General features: G+C 51.6%; 16 protein-coding genes, 1 tRNA gene and 1 pseudogene. 8 read left to right on the top strand and 10 right to left on the bottom strand.

The features are described 5' to 3' along the window. Window positions 1-45: 45 nt before the first annotated feature. The 9 genes from RJ38_RS11890 to fabI form a co-directional block, all read right to left on the bottom strand. The gene (locus RJ38_RS11890) at window positions 46-1,923 is read right to left on the bottom strand and encodes a SurA N-terminal domain-containing protein (RefSeq protein ID WP_039019101.1); all 1,878 of its coding nucleotides are present in this window, start codon (window positions 1,921-1,923) and stop codon (window positions 46-48) included. A 101-nt stretch (window positions 1,924-2,024) separates the two neighbouring features. After that, on the bottom strand, window positions 2,025-3,212 hold the full coding sequence (locus RJ38_RS11885; protein ID WP_039019100.1) for an aminotransferase: 1,188 nt from the start codon (window positions 3,210-3,212) through the stop codon (window positions 2,025-2,027). Window positions 3,213-3,338: 126 nt separating this feature from the next. Beyond that, window positions 3,339-3,824 carry a DUF4112 domain-containing protein gene (locus tag RJ38_RS11880; protein ID WP_052245356.1) on the bottom strand — a complete coding sequence of 162 codons (486 nt, stop codon included), beginning with the start codon at window positions 3,822-3,824 and terminating at the stop codon, window positions 3,339-3,341. Window positions 3,825-3,854: 30 nt separating this feature from the next. After that, window positions 3,855-4,541: an HTTM domain-containing protein gene (locus RJ38_RS11875; RefSeq protein ID WP_039019099.1), complete on the bottom strand. Its 687-nt coding sequence runs from the start codon at window positions 4,539-4,541 to the stop codon at window positions 3,855-3,857. Next, window positions 4,538-4,978, bottom strand: coding sequence for a hypothetical protein (locus RJ38_RS11870; protein ID WP_156121852.1), 441 nt, complete (start codon window positions 4,976-4,978; stop codon window positions 4,538-4,540). Before RJ38_RS11870 ends, RJ38_RS11875 begins: the two co-directional genes overlap by 4 nt. A gap of 191 nt (window positions 4,979-5,169) precedes the next feature. Beyond that, window positions 5,170-5,634, bottom strand: a complete 465-nt coding sequence (locus RJ38_RS11865) for a GlcG/HbpS family heme-binding protein (protein WP_039019098.1) — start codon at window positions 5,632-5,634, stop codon at window positions 5,170-5,172. Between the two features lie 145 nt (window positions 5,635-5,779). Continuing rightward, entirely contained in the window at window positions 5,780-7,153 is a 1,374-nt protein-coding gene (gene dgt, locus RJ38_RS11860; RefSeq protein ID WP_202903884.1) for a dGTP triphosphohydrolase, read from the bottom strand. A 67-nt stretch (window positions 7,154-7,220) separates the two neighbouring features. Beyond that, window positions 7,221-7,727: a xanthine phosphoribosyltransferase gene (gpt, locus tag RJ38_RS11855; protein WP_039019097.1), complete on the bottom strand. Its 507-nt coding sequence runs from the start codon at window positions 7,725-7,727 to the stop codon at window positions 7,221-7,223. A gap of 180 nt (window positions 7,728-7,907) precedes the next feature. Beyond that, window positions 7,908-8,720: an enoyl-ACP reductase FabI gene (fabI, locus tag RJ38_RS11850; RefSeq protein WP_039019096.1), complete on the bottom strand. Its 813-nt coding sequence runs from the start codon at window positions 8,718-8,720 to the stop codon at window positions 7,908-7,910. Window positions 8,721-9,040: 320 nt separating this feature from the next. Between fabI and pdxH the strand changes: the two genes are divergently transcribed. The 8 genes from pdxH to RJ38_RS11810 all read left to right on the top strand — a co-directional run bounded on the left by pdxH (window position 9,041) and on the right by RJ38_RS11810 (window position 17,461). After that, entirely contained in the window at window positions 9,041-9,646 is a 606-nt protein-coding gene (gene pdxH / locus RJ38_RS11845) for a pyridoxamine 5'-phosphate oxidase (RefSeq protein ID WP_039019095.1), read from the top strand. A 119-nt stretch (window positions 9,647-9,765) separates the two neighbouring features. Further along, window positions 9,766-10,314, top strand: coding sequence for a cold-shock protein (locus RJ38_RS11840; RefSeq protein WP_039019094.1), 549 nt, complete (start codon window positions 9,766-9,768; stop codon window positions 10,312-10,314). Window positions 10,315-10,511: 197 nt separating this feature from the next. Further along, window positions 10,512-11,006, top strand: coding sequence for a DUF192 domain-containing protein (locus RJ38_RS11835; protein ID WP_052245354.1), 495 nt, complete (start codon window positions 10,512-10,514; stop codon window positions 11,004-11,006). A gap of 115 nt (window positions 11,007-11,121) precedes the next feature. Beyond that, window positions 11,122-11,198, top strand: a tRNA-Pro gene (locus RJ38_RS11830). A 596-nt stretch (window positions 11,199-11,794) separates the two neighbouring features. Further along, window positions 11,795-15,454 carry a vitamin B12-dependent ribonucleotide reductase gene (locus tag RJ38_RS11825; protein ID WP_039019093.1) on the top strand — a complete coding sequence of 1,220 codons (3,660 nt, stop codon included), beginning with the start codon at window positions 11,795-11,797 and terminating at the stop codon, window positions 15,452-15,454. A 318-nt stretch (window positions 15,455-15,772) separates the two neighbouring features. Then, complete coding sequence (locus RJ38_RS11820) at window positions 15,773-16,399, top strand: TniQ family protein (protein ID WP_162183569.1); 627 nt, start codon at window positions 15,773-15,775, stop codon at window positions 16,397-16,399. 13 nt (window positions 16,400-16,412) lie between these two features. Continuing rightward, window positions 16,413-17,186 (top strand): hypothetical protein, encoded by a 774-nt coding sequence (locus tag RJ38_RS11815; protein WP_039019091.1) that lies wholly within the window; start codon window positions 16,413-16,415, stop codon window positions 17,184-17,186. A 2-nt stretch (window positions 17,187-17,188) separates the two neighbouring features. Next, window positions 17,189-17,461 carry a hypothetical protein gene (locus RJ38_RS11810; protein ID WP_039019090.1) on the top strand — a complete coding sequence of 91 codons (273 nt, stop codon included), beginning with the start codon at window positions 17,189-17,191 and terminating at the stop codon, window positions 17,459-17,461. Between the two features lie 735 nt (window positions 17,462-18,196). Here the strand turns inward: RJ38_RS11810 and RJ38_RS11805 are convergent. Further along, window positions 18,197-18,777 (bottom strand): annotated as a pseudogene (locus RJ38_RS11805) (IS3 family transposase); the annotation flags it as partial.

Raw genomic sequence — 18,777 nt, 5'->3', positions numbered from 1 at the left:
GGCGGCCCGCAGCCTGAAATACACAGGCTGCGGTCTTTGATGGTCTTAGGGGATCTGGGTTAAAATCCCAGAGATTGCTGCCTGATTACGCGTGGTGCCAGCCGCGTTCAAACGATCCATGGCCCAAGCGGCATATGCGTCTTGCGCGATGCTTTGTGACAATCCTGTGCGAAGAGCATCCGCCAATGCAGTGGTGTCAGGATCCGCCATGTCGGGGCCTTTGATCTCTTTCAGGTTCACGAGGAATGTGGCGCCGAAAGCAGACAAGGTTTCATACGCGCCGGGTTCCATTTCGAAAAGCGTTGCGACAAGATCTTCTGGTGCACCATCGATGAAGGACCGACGTGTGAGATTTTCATCGCGGTTCTCGGTCAGACCAAGGTCTTGCGCGGATGCACCCAGTGCCATTTGCGCGGCATAGGTGTTTGCCAATTCGGTCAATTGTTTATCCGTTTCTTGGCGTTCCCATCCGGCGATCACGATGTTACGGATTTCGTCCAATGGGCGTACGAAGGGCTCGGTGAAACCATCAAGGCGCAGGGCAAACAATCCGCCATCAAACAATGTGTCGACTTCGGGAAAGTCATCTTCAGTGACAGCACGCGCCGCATCTGAAAAGTTTGAATAGGCCGCAATGCCGTCGCCCGTTCCTTCGCTCCAGGAAATGGTTGCGAGAACCATATCGGTTTCTTCAGCGACCTCCTCAAGGGTGGCACCACCGGCCAGAAGATCGTCGATATGGGTGCTTTCATCTTCCAGCTGACGGCGTGCGCGTTCTTGTGCAATGTCTTGCTGTAATGCGTCGCGCACGGATTCAAAACTGGTGATTTCACCGGCCAGCGTTCCGTTCATCCGAAAGATTGCAGGGCCAAATTTGCTTGGCAGTACGTCTGTTACACCCGGGGTTGTGAGGGCGAAAATCGCATCCGCTGCCGCTGCTTCCAATTCGGTTGCAGGCAGGTCACCAAGATCAACGTCTGACAAGGACAGGCCGCGTTCAATGACCAAGTCATCAAAGCTGATTTCACCTGCGGTTAGGCGGGCAGATGCGGCATCGGCTTCTTCTTGTGTACCAAAGACCAAACGTTCCAGCAGGCGGCGTTCTGGGATGATGTATTCTTCAGCACGCGAGTCATAAAGTTCACGCAGAGAGGCGTCATCCACCGCAAGCGTGCCGGAAAGCATGCTGGGCGACAAATGCAGATAGGAGATTTCTTTGGTGCGTGGCGCTGTGAAGTCACGTTCTGCATTTTCAGCGTGATAGGTGGTTAGCTGTGCCTCGGTCGGGGTGGGCAGCGGGTTTGGCAGATCGGCGGTTTCAAGGCGAATCCAAGTCACATCCCGGCGCTGAGCCGCATAGCTGAGCATAAGGTCAACTTGCGCATCTGACGCATTGATCCCAGATACCATCGCCGCTTGCACCAATGTACGCGCAATTTCATCGCGAATGCCTGCTTCGTAATCACGTGGGTTTAAGTTGTTGCGCGCAAGCGTGCCTTTATAGGCGTCTTCGTCGAATGTCCCGTCGAGCCCTTGAAACGCACCCGTTGCGACAAGCTGTTCTTGCACTTGCAGGTCACCTACGGAAATGCCCATGTTGGCAGCTTCATTATCAAGCGCGGCTTCTAAAGTCAGACGTTCAAGAACCCGTTGATCAAGGGTTTGACCATAGGCTTGGGTGAAAACTTCGTTGGCAGAGACCAATGTCGCGGGCTGTTGTGTTGCGGCCGAGAACTGATTTAGTTCTTGGCGGATGGCATTGTAGTATTCTTGAACCGTCACGGTGCGGTTGCCTGTGGTGACCACGGCTTGGCTGCTTCCACCGAAGTTTGACAGGCCAAAGCCGCCAAGGCCAACGATAAGCATGGCGATGATCGCCCAGACAAAAAACTTTGTTATTACACCTGATTTTGCGCTGGCCATTTGGCTCTCCCTGAAATTGTTGACGTGTTGTTAGACGCTTGCGCGGCAAGGGGCAAGCCCGCCTTGCACTGCAGCGAAGAATGGCCCGTTTTTGTGCAGGTTTATGTAAAGGTGCTTAGGCGGGAAAACATGTCGAAAATGCCAGATCTGTCGATGTTTGCAAATGCGATGCGCAACTGCCGTGTCCCTGGGGCGTCGCCTTGTGGGGTGAACATGGTGCCGGGCAGGACCAATATGCCTGCATCGCGCACCAAATGTTGCGCGAGTTGATCCGACGGCATGTCAAATGGATGTTCGACCCAGGCAAAATAGGCCCCACATCCCAGCAAACGCCAGTTTTCAAGCTGCGGAAACCCGTCGCGGATTGCTGCGCTGCGATCTAGGATCTCTTGGCGTTCGCCAAGGACCCAATCGGTGAGGTTTTGCAGCCCCCATAGGGCCGCGATTTGCCCAAGTTGATTGGGGCAGATGGCAACCGTGTCGAGAAATTTTTCAGCTTCAGACAGGCGGGTTTCTGAGGCGATGAAGGCCCCGACGCGATGCCCCGTCAGACGAAAAGCCTTTGAGAAGGAATAAAGATGCACAAGGGTTTGATCCCAATCAGGATTTTCGAACAACCCATGGGCACTTGACGTCACCCCATCACAGCGACTGTCAAAGTCACGATAGGTCTCGTCCAGCAAAAGCGCGATGCTTTTCTCAGAGCAAAGATCAAAGAAGGCTTGCAGCAGCTCAGCTGGGTATTCGACACCACCCGGATTGTTGGGCGAGACCAGTGCAATGGCTTTGGTGCGATCGGTAATCAAGCCACGTGCATGGGTCGGATCAGGCAAAAGATCATCACCAGTCGCCAAGGGCACTGCGGTAACACCCTGCATATCGCACCACATTTTATGGTTGAAATACCAAGGGGTTGGAAGGATAACTTCATCCCCTTCACCGGCCAATGTCGAAAGAACCGCAGCGAAGGCTTGGTTGCAGCCAGAGGTGATCGCAACTTGTTGGTCACGGATGGTGCCAGCGTAGGCTTTTGACCATCGCTTGGCAACTTCAGCCCGCAAATCATCGTTGCCAAGCACGGGGCCGTACAGATGGGCTTCGTCCATATTCAAGGCGGCGTCGGCAATCGCTTGACGCAGGGGCAAGGGTGGCGGCGCGACAGGCGCGGCTTGTGAGACATTGATCAGCGGACGATCCGGTGTGAATTCAACGCCTTGCAGCCAACGCCGGGCCTCCATTACGGGGGGCGAGAATGTTGCAGCCATGCGTGGATTGAGCGGTGAAACCATCTGTCTGTCCTCTGTCAGTTGAGGATTTGTGGCAGGGCTTCTGGTCAGGCGCAAGTCAGAGTTTCCTCGCATGCACAACTGACGCAACTTTTATGCGAAGACATGCATGAAATCTGTGCCTGCGGATTAAGTGGCGGGTTTCGCAGTCTGATGTTGATCCGATGCGGTTTGCTGAATATTTGTCAATTGCTTGGGAACTGATCCGGTCTCAAGCCAGAAACGAAGCAATTGGGTGTTTCGGGTGCTTGCGTTCCAGGTCGCGTCAAATACGTCACCGATGATGGGCACCAAACCTGTGACCAAATCGACCGCGACGTTCAAGGACATACGGATCAACAACCGTCGGGATGCGCCCATTTGAGCCGCCGAACGGATGACATAAATTGCGGGCAATAATGTGAAGATGTCGCCAAAGATCGGAATAATACCCAGAAAACTATCAAGGCCCAAGCGCACAGACGTTGCGGGCAAAGGGATCAGGTTTTCCATGGTCCATGCGATGTTTTCGAGGCCCTGAAGCTTTGCTTCAATTTCCGGGGAAAGGGGGCCCGTATGGGGCGTGTCGAAATCGGGGTTCTGTATATCAGAAAGATCATTGTTAAGAATTACCATGACCCGTATATAGGTACGCCGAGGCCTATTTTAAAGCCCTATCAGTCGGTTTTGTAGCCAAATCAACGCGGGATATGCAGCCAGCCATGTCCAGAAGAACCTGTTGAGACCAAAGAAAATCGCATTTGATAAATGGAAACAGGCGGCAATGATCAACGCGATTGCCAAAGTGCTAAACCAGAGGAATGTTAGGGGAAAGATGACCTCAAACGCCATGACAGCCCATGATGCGGCCCAGGTGAAATATGGGCGTTGTGATATGGCGCGCAAGTCTTCGCTGACGGGATAGGCGGAATAGGCGAAAACATCGGCCAAGGCGCGGCCAGATCGCCATTCTGCGTTCACGATTTTGATCTGACCCGAGATGAAATAGGACAGGATCAATTGCACCGCGAGATAGCCAAGGGAAAGTTCAGCCCAAGCCAGTGTTGGTGCGAGACGCGCGCTGGTCAAACAGGTTAAAATCAACAGGCCCATCTTATCAGCTCCGCCGTTATAGGGGCCTTGAAAACGGTGCAATAGGGCCAGAGAGGTGATGAACAATGAAGGCAACACGAGATGAGGGGCGACACCAAATATGAGTAATACCGCAAGGGCCGCGCGCAGCATGAACAGGGGGGGTGGCATGTGTGGCATACGCAAATGTTCAAGGCTGGCCTGTAAAATGGCCCATCCCAACAGAATTTCACTAAGGCGCAGGGCTGTATCAAAGCTCATGTGGTGTTCCCGGGGATCGGGTGGATGTCTGAGATGAAAGTGACATGGTCTTGCAATAGGCCATCCGCACGATCAATGAACTTCAATCGAAACTGCAATGCCGTCGCGTGGGATTTGGGGGGCAGGTCACTGAACAGTCGGGCTAGAATTTCCTGCTGTAATTGATCCGTCGGATGCGCGGTGAGGCGTTCGGCGCAAGTGTCCATATAAAGTGCATCGTTCCAGTCCGGGTTCCAAAACAGGCGGCGCAGAATAGTCGCCCAGGACAGATGGGATGGCCGGGGGCGAAAAGGTTGCCACTGGGCATCTTTGTTGAGGTTCTGATCCGGGAAACGCCATTCAATTCGGGGGGATGGTTGGACAGCCTTAAAGAACCGCCAAGACGGGATCAATGCGGGCAAAAGCAGACCAAATATATTGCGAATGGCATCTAACACCGCGCCACTTAACAGCGTTATGGTTAGAATTTGATTAAATCGGGCAGCCGGAAACCAACCAGTAGCGCGAACAAATGAACGAAACACCAGGTTAGGAATTTGCCATTTTTATGGGTGAGAAAAGTGCTGAAAACGTGATGAAGGTCTCGCCCGGTTCTGAAATATGATCGGGCGAGGGCGGGTTTTGGGGCTTATTTTGCCAGCATCGCATCGATTGCAGCTTGGGCGCAGGCTGCGTCGTTTTCAACGCTGCTGCCGACGACACCGATCGCGCCGATCAATGTGCCGTTTTCGCTGGTGATGGGCAGGCCACCACCGACGGTCAACAGACCGGGCAGGGCGCGGAACTCGGGTTTATCAGCGATATAGGTCTCGATATCGGCGGTGGGCATGCCCCACGCCAGTGAGGAAGACACCTTCAGGCCGGACGCGGTATAGGTGAAGGGCAATGCTTCGGTCATGCGGGTTGTCGCCACGGGATTGTCGCCGCGGTCCACCACAGTGATCGACATGTTCCAGCTGTTTTCCGCCGCAAGATTGACGCAGGCTGACACGCCCTTTGCAACGGCGTCATAGGTCAGGATTTCGCGGCTTTCAGCGGAAACCGAAAGCGTGGTTGCGATGAGAATTGCAGATGTGAGTGCCAGTGTTTTCATGGAATTATGTCCTTACCACATAGAGTTAACCAGATACAAAATATCTGATCCCCGCCTATGTTTAGGCCTGCCTTGAGGCAATTCACGAAACTGTGACATGGTTTTATACGGCAGAAAATGGCCGCTGAAGGGGGGGCGCGCGGCTTTAAATACCGCTGAGCATCCGTGACATCTTCACTGCGTAACGATCGGTCATGCCTGAGGTGAAATCAGCCATGGAATGCAGTGCACTGTAACTGTCAGTGACGTCCCGCAAATCAAGTTCAAGGGCACGCGCAACTTGTTTCTCATAATCGCCGAGTTTGCCTTTGTCCCATCCCTTGTCTTGCAATGCCGCATAGACGGGCGTGATGCCGTTTAAGACGTTGTGGATGGTGGCCCGGCCCGAGACCTCGAGTTTGGTTTTGCGCGCCGAGGTGAACAATTGCTGATTGGCGATGGTTTTGATGGCGGCGAATGTGTCGGATTTATCAGATACATCTACCAAACCATCGGAAAACTTGCCCGACATGATGTCACCGTATTTGGCTTTGAACGCTTGGATACAGGCAAACACCGCACCACCAATGGCGAGGGCACGCAGATGGGAAATATGTTCCGCTTCCGTGCTGCCGTCGCGTCTATCGGTGCTGAACGCAGAAAGCGGGCTGAGAAGATCGCGCACGTCCTGATAGCTGAGGTCACCAGAGGTGAAGGCATCTTCTAAGTCTATGATATTGTAACAAATATCGTCGGCTGCTTCGACCAAAAATACAAGCGGGTGACGGCGATAGAACTGATGACCATCGTGGTTTTCTTGGGGCAGGCCAAGGATTTTGGCGTAACTGTGGAATTGTTCCGCCTCAGAATGGAACACACCGAATTTCTTCAGGCCACAGTATAAATGTTTCTTGAAATCACTGCCGTGGATTTCTTTTGTGTGATCCTCAATGATCCGTTGGACGTCGGCTGTGACAGGGTATTTGCTGAAGGCCCCCAGGACCCCATGAGACAGGCGCATGCCGCCTTCATTTCGATACATCTCTAGGCGGGTGAGGATGCGGAAGCCCTGGGCGTTGCCCTCAAATTCCATGAACTCGGGCCGCAGGTTGTCGTCAATCTCGGTGAACAATGGATTGGGGGTGTCAAATTGCTGTGCAAACCATGCCCCGATTGCGCTTTCGCCGGAATGCCCAAAGGGTGGATTGCCGATGTCATGAGCCAGACAGGCCGCTTGGATAATGCCCGCAATCGTGTGACGTTCATATTTATCTATGTGGTTTTCATCCTCAAGCCACTGGCCAACACCGATGCCAAGTGAACGGCCAACGCTGGCGGTTTCGACGGAATGGATCAGGCGGTGATGGATATGGTCGTGGTCATGCAGAGGGTGCACTTGGGTTTTATTCGCAAGGCGCCGGAAGGGGGCAGAAAATGAAATACGATCCGCGTCTATAATATAGGGCTCGCGTCTGAAATCTTTACGGGTTTGTGTTGTCCCATTGTTGTAAGTGTTCAGAAGGTCGGACCAGTTCATCATCATATGCGTCTTTTATTATATAGTAAGAAAAGCGCGCCCGGATCAGCGGGCGCTTTGAATATGGGGATCAGTCTTTGCCGCGGTAGGGTTCGACATATTGTAATGCCATGTCCCAGGGGAAGAAGATCCAAGTATCTTGTGACACCTCAGTGATGAATGTGTCGACCTGAGGGCGGCCTTTTGGTTTGGCGTAAACCGTTGCAAAATGTGCCTTAGGGTACATGGCGCGCACGACTTCCAAGGTTTTGCCGCTGTCGACGAGATCATCGATGATTAGAACACCTTCGCCGTCGCCCATCAATTCTGCGTCAGGCGCTTTTAGAACTGTTGCCTCGGATTGCGATTGGTGGTCATAGGATTTGATCGAAATCGTGTCCACGGTGCGAATATCTAATTCACGTGCCATGATCATCGCAGGGGCCATGCCACCGCGCGTAATGGCAACGCAAGCACGCCACGCGCCATCATCGGGGCCTTTGCCATCCAAACGCCAAGCAAGCGCACGAGAGTCGCGGTGGATTTGGTCCCAGCTGATGTGGAAGCCTTTTTCATGTGGCAGGCGATGGTCGCTCATGGCTGTGTCCTCAGATTTGTGGCGCGGCAGAAAGATTTGCGTTGTAATAGCGTTTCGCACCGCCGTTTGTCGAGAGGGCAGTCCAAGCGCGGTGGATAAATCAAATATGCCTAAACAAAACTTGCCACCACCCGGTTCGGGCAGCGGCAAGCAAAGCAATAAATAGTATAGATGAGTGTCTTACTTTTTGCCGGCGTCGATATCAGGCGCATCAACCGCCTTCATGCCAACGACGTGATACCCGGCATCTACGTGTAGGTTTTCACCGGTCACACCAGAGCTGAGATCTGACAATAGATAAACAGCGGTTTTGCCGACTTCTTCCTGGGTCACATTGCGACGCAGAGGAGAGTTCAGTTCGTTCCATTTCATAATGTAGCGGAAATCACCAATGCCAGAGGCCGCCAGTGTTTTGATCGGACCCGCAGAGATCGCGTTGACGCGAATGCCATCTTTGCCCAAGTCTTCTGCCATATACTTAACGGAAGCTTCCAAAGCCGCCTTTGCAACACCCATGACATTATAATGTGGCATAACCTGTTCCGCACCATAATAGGTGAGGGTGATCATAGATCCACCATCTGTCATCAGTTTCGCTGCGCGCTGTGCAACGGCTGTGAAGGAATAAACGGACACATCCATGGTCATACGGAAGTTTTCAGGCGACGTGTCAACGTAACGGCCACGCAGTTCGTTCTTGTCTGAAAAACCGATGGCATGCACGATGAAGTCAAGTTTGCCCCATTTGGCTTCGATTTCCGCAAATGCCGCGTCCATTGATGCCGCATCTGATACGTCACAATCGATCAGCGTATCAACGCCCATGCTTTCCGCCAGCGGTACAACGCGCTTCTTAAATGCATCACCAAGATACGAGAAGGCAAGTTCCGCACCTTGTTCTGCACAGGCCTGCGCAATGCCCCATGCAATAGATTTGTCATTGGCGAGCCCCATAATCAGGCCGCGTTTACCTTCCATAAGTCCTGCCGACATATCTTTCCCCGGAATGTTTGATTTCTGTCTGAATTCTCTAAGCTATCAGAGCGTTTGCTTCAACCCGCTGTCTGACATGGAACCGGCTTCAGAATCAACATGGGCACGTTTCAGCACAACAAGACCGAACAGAGCGGTTAACCTAAAGTTGAGAAATGTCGCGAAATACACGAAAAAGGCGTGAAATGCTCAAAAAGTGATCTTTATGAACGTTGTCAATTACTTTATTCGATGCCAGACTGTCGACAAGGCCAGGTTGATCTTACTTTGGTGTATGAATATCGGTGGTGGCGCAGGTTACGTGAAGACATGAGGTCGAAATGAGTAGCAGATCTGGGATTTTTGCAGGAGATGATCCATTTGCAATAGTGCAGGATTGGATGAAGGAGGCTCAGGACAGTGAGCTGAATGACCCCAATGCTATTGCACTTGCGACAAATGACAACTCAGGCATGCCAAATGTGCGGATTGTTCTGCTCAAGGGTGTGGAGAAGGACGCATTTGTGTTCTATACTAACTATGGCAGCCAGAAGGCGCTAGAGATTGAAGCCACGGGAACTGCAGCGTTCGTTATGCATTGGAAAAGCTTAAGACGTCAAATTCGGGTGCGTGGACATGTGTCACGCGAAGATGGCGCCCAAGCAGATGCGTATTTTGCGTCGCGGTCCTTGCAAAGCCGCATTGGGGCGTGGGCCTCGAAGCAATCTCAACCCCTAAAGTCTAAATCTTCGCTGCTTGCGAATGTTGCGAAAGAAACAGCCAAACATGGAACAGCCCCAACGAGGCCACCATTTTGGGGAGGGTTTCGATTGATCCCAACAGAGATCGAATTCTGGGCAGATGGTGCATTTCGACTGCACGATAGATTTGCTTGGAGACGGAGTTCTGCAGACGAAAACTGGGAAATTTTGAGGCTAAACCCATAAATTTGACGTAACGTGAAATGAAAAAATGTAACGAAACCAAGTTTTTCCTTTGCAATTGATGGCGCATAGGCCACAAGTTGTCGGGTGAGGATGAAAAACTATAATATAAGTGTTGTGGGATGACTGAAATTAATGAATTGGACGAAACGGTCCTAGGAAAAGTGAAATGGTTCGATCCCGTTAAAGGGTTCGGGTTCGTGGTTTGCGAAACCGGCGGTCCAGATATTTTGCTGCACGCGAACGTACTGCGCAATTTTGGGCAAAGTTCTGTTGCTGATGCAGCCGGTGTCAAAATTCGCATTCAACGTACTGCACGTGGCGTTCAGGCAACTGAAGTTCTTGCAATCGAACCTCCGGAAACGGATTCGTTCATTGAACTTGAGGACGAGGAATACCTGAGCATAGCAGGCTTGGCCGAGACACCGCTTGAACCTGCACGGGTCAAGTGGTTCGATAAAGCCAAAGGGTTCGGGTTTGCAAATGTGTTTGGTCGTCCAGAAGACGTGTTTATTCACATCGAAATCTTGCGTCGTTCTGGTCTTGCGGATCTGCAATCAGGTGAAGCCGTTGGGCTTCGTATGATTGACGGTAAACGTGGGCGTATGGCGACAATCGTATCGAGCTGGGAAGCCGCCATGACGGAAGACGATGTTCTAACCACGAAATAGCGGTTGAACGCGGTTTTGCGGATTATATACTGTGCATACATTTACTAAATGTACGGGCATTTGATGCGGTCATCGTGTCTTATGAACCGAAAGGGGCGCAGATGTTCGATATATACAACCGAAAACGAACAACAACGTGGTGCAGAGATTGCGCCGCGTTGTTGTGTTTTCTGGGGGTGGTTTTAACGAGGTCATTGATGGCTCAAGACGCTGTTTCGCCCGAAGTAGATCCCGAAGTAAATATTGCAGCGCCCAACTGCGCAGAAAACATCGTTTGGTTGCGTGGTGATTGGGGCACAGCCAGGTTCCGGGTCGAGATTGCTGATGACGCCGAAGAACAACGCATTGGGTTGATGCACCGCGAGGACTTGCCACGTTCAAGCGGCATGCTGTTTGTATACCCCGCAGCACGACCCGCGAGTTTCTGGATGGCCAATACGCTTATCCCACTCGATATATTGTTCTTCGACAGTGCAGGGCGGCTTATCACCGTGCATGAGAACGCTGTCCCACTGGATCGAACTGCGCTTTTTGGTGGCGATGCCGTTAAAGCCGTTCTTGAGATTAATGGCGGAATGGCCCGTCGCTTGGGGATTCTTTCCAATCAGACCGAGTCGTTCGACCCAACCTCAATCGCGCATCCAAGCTTCAGTTCGGGTGCTGTGGTATATCGCTGCCCTGACGCCAGATGAAAATACCGCTATTTTGCTTGAACATCAGGAAGTCGGAAAAAAACTCATGATTTCCCCGATTTTATGCATTTTTGCTCTTTTAATCCCCGGGCGCAGACTGTAATCAATCCTCAGTCGGGGCGTAGCGCAGCCTGGTAGCGCGACGGTTTTGGGTACCGTAGGCCGCAAGTTCGAATCTTGCCGTCCCGACCACATCTCACCAGATAGAAGAAAAATTCACCCACCCAAGCCGGTATTTGTGCTTGGCATCAATTTCTTACGCGTTGATGACACGCTAGGTGAACAGAATCAATCTTGTGACAGGTTCTCTGATTTTGCGTAATGTTTACGGCCGGGGGCGCGTGAACAACTGTTCCTAAGTGTGCCGTACTCAATGAGAAATCCAATTCCGACTTGGAGATTTAGGGGAGTGTTTAAGCGGCAATACAACCTATGATTGATATTGACGCTATCCAAAGAATGTAGGGTCAACCCAAAAGAGCAGTGGAAAACGCAAATTTTTTCGTTGACCGGGAACCACAGGTTACGCCAGATTGTAGTCACTGGAAGGCATAACACCACATATTGTGTCCCAAGCCGTGTGTACGACGGCAGTCGGGCATGATGTTGGACATAATAATAAGCCCAAACTGCATTAGATTCCTCGGCCCGTTTCTATTGGACCGTAACGCGTGTTTATGCGAATTCTGAGTTGCACTTGGGGGTCTTCCGACAGAATTTCTGACCGTCGCAACGCATGCGCATGGCCAATTTGATAAGCGGTAAGTCTTAGGGAGCACCGGCGTATAATGAAGATCGAGCGTAATTTTACTGAATCTGGCCGCGACGCATATGCGTCGCTTGAGTTTACCCGCACCACGTCCGAGATCCGCAACCCGGACGGGACGATTGTATTTCGCTTGGATGACATCGAAGTGCCCAACAGCTGGAGCCAAGTTGCCTCTGACGTGATTGCGCAGAAATATTTTCGCAAAGCGGGCGTTCCGGCGGCGTTGAAGAAAATACGTGAAAAAGATGTGCCCGAGTTTCTCTGGCGTTCCGTTCCTGACGATGCTGCGCTTGAAAAACTGGACGAGGCGGACCGCATTGGTGGCGAGACCTCAGCCAAGCAAGTTTTCGATCGTTTGGCGGGGGCTTGGGCTTACTGGGGCTGGAAGGGCGGATATTTTTCCTGCGAGGATGATGCGCGCGCGTATTTTGATGAGATGCGTTATATGTTGGCGACACAGCGTGCCGCACCAAACAGCCCGCAATGGTTCAACACAGGGCTGCATTGGGCCTATGGAATTGATGGCCCGGGGCAGGGACATTATTATGTTGACTATAAATCCGGCAAACTGACCCAATCCACGTCCAGCTATGAACACCCGCAACCGCATGCCTGTTTTATCCAATCGGTTAAGGATGACTTGGTGTCTGACGGCGGCATTATGGATTTATGGGTGCGTGAGGCACGACTGTTCAAATACGGATCCGGCACGGGCACGAACTTTAGTTCACTGCGGGCGGCGAATGAGAAACTGTCTGGCGGCGGTAAATCATCGGGCTTGATGGGCTTTTTGAAGATCGGTGACCGCGCGGCTGGTGCGATCAAGTCTGGCGGCACCACACGGCGCGCTGCAAAAATGGTGATCATAGATGCGGATCATCCGGACATTGAGGAATTCATCAATTGGAAGGTGCTTGAGGAACAAAAGGTTGCGTCCATCGTGGCCGGCTCCAAAATGCATGAACAATGTCTGAATGCAATTTTCGCAGCGATCAAATCTTGGGATGGTAAGGTGGAAGACGCCTATGATCCGAAAGTGAATGCGGGCTTGAAGACGGCTTTGCGTGACAGCAAAAAGTCATCAATCCCTGAAACATATGTGAAGCGTGTTTTGGATTATGCCCGCCAAGGTTATGAAAGTATTGAGTTTCCGACATATGACACGGATTGGGATTCAGAAGCCTACGCATCGGTTTCTGGCCAGAATTCCAACAACTCTATTCGTGTCACAGATGCCTTCCTAAAAGCGGTAAAAGATGATGCGGATTGGGACCTAATCAACCGCACAGATGGCAAGACCTCTAAGACCATCAAAGCCCGCGATCTGTGGGAACAAGTGGGCCATGCGGCTTGGGCTTGTGCCGATCCTGGCATTCAGTTTCATGACACAGTAAACGCTTGGCACACTTGCCCGGAAGATGGCGAAATTCGTGGGTCAAACCCTTGTTCTGAATATATGTTCTTGGATGACACCGCCTGTAACCTGGCATCGATGAACCTGCTGACCTTCTACAATAACGGCCGTTTCAACGCACAAGATTACATGCATGCCACGCGCCTTTGGACTGTGACGCTTGAGATCTCTGTGACGATGGCACAGTTCCCATCAAAAGAGATCGCCCAACGCAGTTACGATTACCGCACGCTTGGCCTGGGCTACGCCAATATCGGTGGGCTTTTGATGAATATGGGCCTTGGTTATGACAGCGCCGCAGGGCGTGCGCTTGGTGCTGCGCTGACCGCGATTATGACGGGCGTTTCTTATGCCACGTCGGCTGAGATGGCAGGTGAACTTGGAGCGTTCGCGGGATACAAAAACAACGAAAAACACATGCTGCGCGTGATCGAAAATCACCGCAATGCAGCCTATGGAAAAAGCAGTGGTTACAGAGATTTGGATGTAAAACCTGTGCCGCTGGACCATGGCAATTGTCCGGTGGAAGATCTGATTGAGCTGTCCAAGGCGGCGTGGGATCAAGCGTTGGATCTGGGGCGAAAAAACGGGTATCGCAACGCACAAACCTCAGTGATTGCACCGACGGGAACAATTGGCCTTGTGATGGATTGCGACACCACAGGGATTGAGCCTGATTTCGCGCTGGTAAAGTTCAAAAAACTGGCCGGGGGCGGCTATTTCAAAATCATCAACCAATCGGTGCCCGCAGCCCTTGAAGGGCTTGGGTATGGATCTGCCCAGATTGAGGAAATCATCGGTTATGCCGTCGGTCACGCCAGCATTGGCAATGCCCCTGCGATCAATCCAACAGCACTGATTGGCCATGGATTTGGTTCGCGTGAGTTGGAGAAAATTGATGCGGCTTTGGCCAGCGCCTTTGACATTCGCTTTGTGTTCAACCAATGGACCTTGGGCGAAGAATTCTGTCAGAAAACCCTTGGCATTCCAGTGAAAAAACTGAACGATCCCAGTTTCAACCTGCTGCGCCATCTGGGCTTTACGCGCGTGGACATTGATGCGGCAAACGATCATGTTTGTGGCACGATGACCCTAGAAGGCGCGCCGCATCTGGACGAGAAACATTACCATATTTTTGACTGCGCAAACCCGTGCGGCAAGAAAGGCAAACGGTTCTTGTCGGTCGACAGTCACATTCACATGATGGCGGCGGCGCAGTCGTTCATTTCGGGCGCGATCTCTAAGACGATCAACATGCCAAATGACGCCACGATCGAGGATTGTCAGCAGGCTTATGAATTGTCCTGGAGCCTCGGTGTGAAAGCGAATGCGCTGTATCGGGATGGATCGAAACTGTCGCAACCCTTGGCGGCGGCCTTGGTTGAGGATGATGAAGAGGCCGAAGAGATCCTAGAAAGCGGCACGCCCCATGCAAAAGCTGCGGTTTTGGCCGAGAAGATCATCGAGAAAGTGATCGTGAAGGAAATCATCAAATCCCACCGTGAGAAAATGCCTGATCGGCGCAAGGGATACACCCAAAAGGCGGTTGTTGGCGGGCATAAAGTTTATTTGCGCACGGGGGAATATAAAGACGGCGCCCTGGGCGAAATCTTTATCGATATGCACAAGGAAGGCGCGGGCTTTCGGGCGATGATGAACAACTTTGCGATCGCCGTGTCTGTTGGTCTGCAATATGGTGTTCCGCTTGAGGAATTTGTGGACGCATTTACCTTCACCAAGTTCGAACCAGCAGGCATGGTACAAGGCAACGACAGCATTAAAAATGCGACCTCGATCTTGGATTATATCTTCCGCGAGTTGGCTGTGTCTTACTTGGATCGCACCGATCTGGCCCATGTGAAGCCCGAAGGCGCAAGCTTTGATGATATTGGACGCGGGCAGGAAGAAGGGGTGAGGAACGTCAAGGAACTCACTGAATCTGCTGCAACAAAATCACTTGCTGTGTTGAAACAGATTTCATCAACTGGGTATTTGCGCAAGCGTATGCCCCAAGAGTTGGTGGTCCTGCAGGGCGGTAACACTGAGATGGTGGCGCAGACTGCGATGCCAACGCCAGTGGATACACTGACTGCGGAAGCCGCTGCGGTTGAAACGCCTGCGTCTATGACAATGGATGATCGTACCAAGGCCAAGATGCAAGGGTATGAGGGGGATCCCTGCGGAGATTGTGGCAACTACACGCTTGTGCGCAACGGCACCTGTATGAAGTGCAATACCTGTGGCGGCACCTCTGGCTGCAGCTAACTGTCGGAAATCGTAATTTTTTACGAAATTTCGAAATGCGTCGAAAAATGGATGACGGAATTCTAATGTCTGGACCAGAGATGGTTTGATGAAAATGAAGTAAAAACAATACCTAAGAAGGTTTTGAGGGGGCGTAGAACTTGAACTGGTTTCAATTCCCCCACTTCCGATCAACACGGAGCAGGTGCGCTTGCTCCATGACAATGACTGAGCCGCAGGCATAAAACAAACGAGCGGTAAATTAGTGAGTTCGGTCATTGAAACCTTGGGGTGCCCTTGTGGCGCCCCTCTTTTTTTGCCACACCCGAAAACATGAGATTGAAGAATACAGTTCCTTTACATTCAGAGGAGACAACGGCGTCATTTGTCTCGCGTTTGGCCTTCGCCAATGGTGTTCCAACTGTTGCAGATCTGTTGTTGGACGCAGAAGTGACGATGGCGCAATTCCTAAAGGGAGAGCGCAGGGCATTTGAGGCGTTGGAAGAACTTTCCGGTGTTGCGACTGATGACCTGATACAACAGGCTTTTATTCTGGTTGAGCCGCATGTCTATGAAATCTTTGGTCACAGAATAGGTCAGCAACATCTCCTGCGGGGAGAAAGCCGAATTTGCCCAGCTTGCTTTCGTCAGGACACCCGGTCACAGGTAGCATCCGACGCAATGGTCTTAAGTTATGGGCGGGCTCTTTGGGCGATAGCATCCGCGCGGGTTTGCCCGATCCATAAACTCGCATTGGTTTCTGCGCCAGAAGCGTCCGTCAAGCATGAATTCGTTGATACCTGGATTCCCTGGATGTTCGAAATAGCGGAAGGGGAGTTGGATCAGACGATTGATGAAGGTGGTATGTATGAGGAGCATGCAGCGCTTAGACTTGCCGGGGAAATGCCTGAGGGATGGGCAAGGCATTTTCCATTGGGGGCTTCGCAAAGACACATCTGTCATTGATGGAGGCATCACGATGAATTCGCTTGAAGAAACCTCTAAGCTTTCACGCAAAACCACCAAAAGAACCAAGGCACGAAAGGAGGCTGCTAAACGCAAACCTCGGATTAAAATCGGAGAGATCGAAGGAGTCATTGGGTGGGGAAATCGCCGCAATCCACTGTCTCGCAGCAACAGATCGTACAAGTCTGGAATGACCTTGTCGACCAGCATGTTTGAATTTCAACCGTCGTTGATTCTGAATGACTCTGAGATTGAGGAAGCATTTAAAATTGACGCGTTTTTGCAACCGCATGTCGTTGGAAGCGAATGCCAACCGTTGACGATTCCGTTGCCGAGTCGGACCGGGAAAGGTCGGGGAAGATCTCACACTTTTGATGTACGGATTACTCTACAGGACGGAAAGGTCTACCTTGTTTATGTGAAGGCGCAAACATCGCTCCGGTCCAGCTCTAGCGTGCCGACAATCGCTGAGATCGTAAAACATACGCCTCGTGATGCATGTCATCGAGTTACGGTAGTCTCAGATGCGATGTTTTCTCGGAACTACCGAGACAACAACCGCCGCATTTTAATGTGTCATGAAATGCCGGACCCGGAAGCTGACCAACGAATTTGCGACCTGATCGACGCGGAAAATGCTCCGCTTCGACTTTCAACTCTCATCTATAAATCGGGACTGAACAAGGCTCAGGCTTGGTGCGCGACAATGCGGATGATTGGGGCTGGTCACGTTGGAACGGAACGCGATGCAGTTATCGACTACCCCTCAGTGATTTGGAGACCTTGAAAGTGACAAAGTATACAAAACCGAACCTGCCCATTGGAAGCGAAATCACGGATGGTTCAAGCTGCTCTCGAATTGTTGCCGTTCTCGATGGTATGGCCGTTCTGCGGCCCAAAGGAGCAGATGCAAATGATCATCAAGACTTTTTCTTGCCGGTCTCTGACATCGAGGGGAAGATGAATGATGCTGATTTTGAGATTACATTATTGCCTTGGCGACAGCAACACCAGCGTTTTCGCAGTGTAGTGAAACGCCAACATGGCATGGCCAGCCCTTAACTCAGGCATATGCAGAAGGGTTAACAGATGATCCTGAAAACCATATACGCATTGCTCGCCTGAGTACTCTCATAATTGCAGAGACCCCTGCACAAGAACAACGAAATGAGTTGAAACGATTGCTGATGTCTGTTGCATTGCTGCAATTTGACGGTGACCGAGGCCGCCTTAGAAAAGAACTAAAGGAGGGGTCGCTTTACGATGTCGTGCAGCACATCGACTTTGAACGTTCGAAACCTCAGGGGCAGAACAGAATTATCTCTGCATATTGGCTGAACGGGTGCGTTGACGAAGCGCTCGAGTTACTCGCATTGGCTGAATATCCATGGAGTTTCTATAGTTATCTGCCGATAGCTACTGGGGATACCTCTCTTCTACGTGCTCTGGCAAACAGATCGGAAATAGGAGAGTACCATAGTAGAAGATTGCTGGCATTCGCCCATGCACTGGAAAACCATGAGGCAACAGAAGAGGTCCTCCAGGAGTTTTTAGACTATTCCAATATGCAACGTGAAGATGCGGATTCCAGAGAAACAACTGATGGCCCGGGACTTTCTTATGTACTTGCCCTGATTAGGGGAGAGGTACCCGAACTTAACGTGTCGGCGCTTACTTTTGATACGGAGCATGAACTAAGAGAGGTAACAATGATGCGCTTATCGTCCTATGTGGCATGGGCAAGTGTTTCGGTCCACTGTGGTCTTGTCCCGCTTACGTTCCGGTCTCTGAACTCATTTATGCGGCCTTTCGCTCAAAAGCCAAGGGACTTTTCCCGCCAAGCGATGAGTGGCGACGGCGCGGGTTATAGAACCCGTTGATATACTGGAAGATCGCGCCTTCAGCCTGACGGCGTGTGTCCCAACGGTTGCGCCAAATCAGCTCAGCCTTAATGGATTTGAAGAACGTCTCGACCATAGAATTATCATAACAATTTCCCTTGCCGCTCATCGAGACCTTGAAACCGTGCTTGGACAAGCGCTTCTGATACTCATTTGAGCAATATTGTGAACCACGATCCGTATGGTGAATGCAATCCTCCGGTGGTTGGCGCAAAGCAACGGCCATATCTAACGCCCGGATTGCCAGATCCTTCTTCATGCGGTTACTGATAGCCCATCCGATGCCGCCCATAGCTTTGCAGGCTTAAGCGATGCTGTTCACGGATGTGAGCCAGGATCACCATATCATCGCGTTGACGCTGGCTCATCGGGCGAACCCGCCACGCGCGAAAACCACGTGATGTGACCCGCATAACTTTGCACAGGAACTCAACTGGCCATTCTTCTTTCCAGGCGTCGATGAACGCAAATCTCACC

Source organism: Halocynthiibacter namhaensis, from assembly GCF_000812685.1.
GTDB classification, from domain to species: Bacteria; Pseudomonadota; Alphaproteobacteria; order Rhodobacterales; family Rhodobacteraceae; genus Halocynthiibacter; species Halocynthiibacter namhaensis.
Note: the sequence above shows the minus strand (reverse complement) of the source record. Positions and strands in the feature narration are given on the sequence as shown.